The organism is Peribacillus sp. SIMBA_075, assembly GCF_046534585.1.
In genome coordinates this window covers 1-268 of sequence record NZ_JAWRYN010000708.1, presented here as the reverse complement: position 1 = coordinate 268, position 268 = coordinate 1, and the positions used below count along the sequence as shown (strand labels likewise).

The 268-nt window shown below is 34.0% G+C and carries 1 pseudogene; it reads right to left on the bottom strand.

Annotated elements, in window-relative coordinates:
• Positions 1–76 precede the first annotated feature (76 nt).
• Positions 77–268, bottom strand: a pseudogene (locus SB775_RS30040) (polyprenyl synthetase family protein); the annotation flags it as partial.

The following is a 268-nucleotide window of genomic DNA, read 5'->3' as shown; positions in this document are numbered from 1 at the left end:
AAACTTGCATTCCCTAAGTCCAATTCATTCACAACACTAGGATTTTTTATTAAATATGCAATGATATTTTGAATGTTCAATCATTGCCCTCCTCCTTTGTCATAAATTCATATAATTGTTCCTTCTTTTTTTTAGGTAAATCAAGTTGTTCGATTCCTTGCCTCATTTTTAACAGCATAATCTCTCTCATGGATACCATGTACTGAGTCAAACCAGCCTCAAGTAATTTCTGCTTCAGTTGAAAAGGTTCTTGCTCTGACTCATCTAG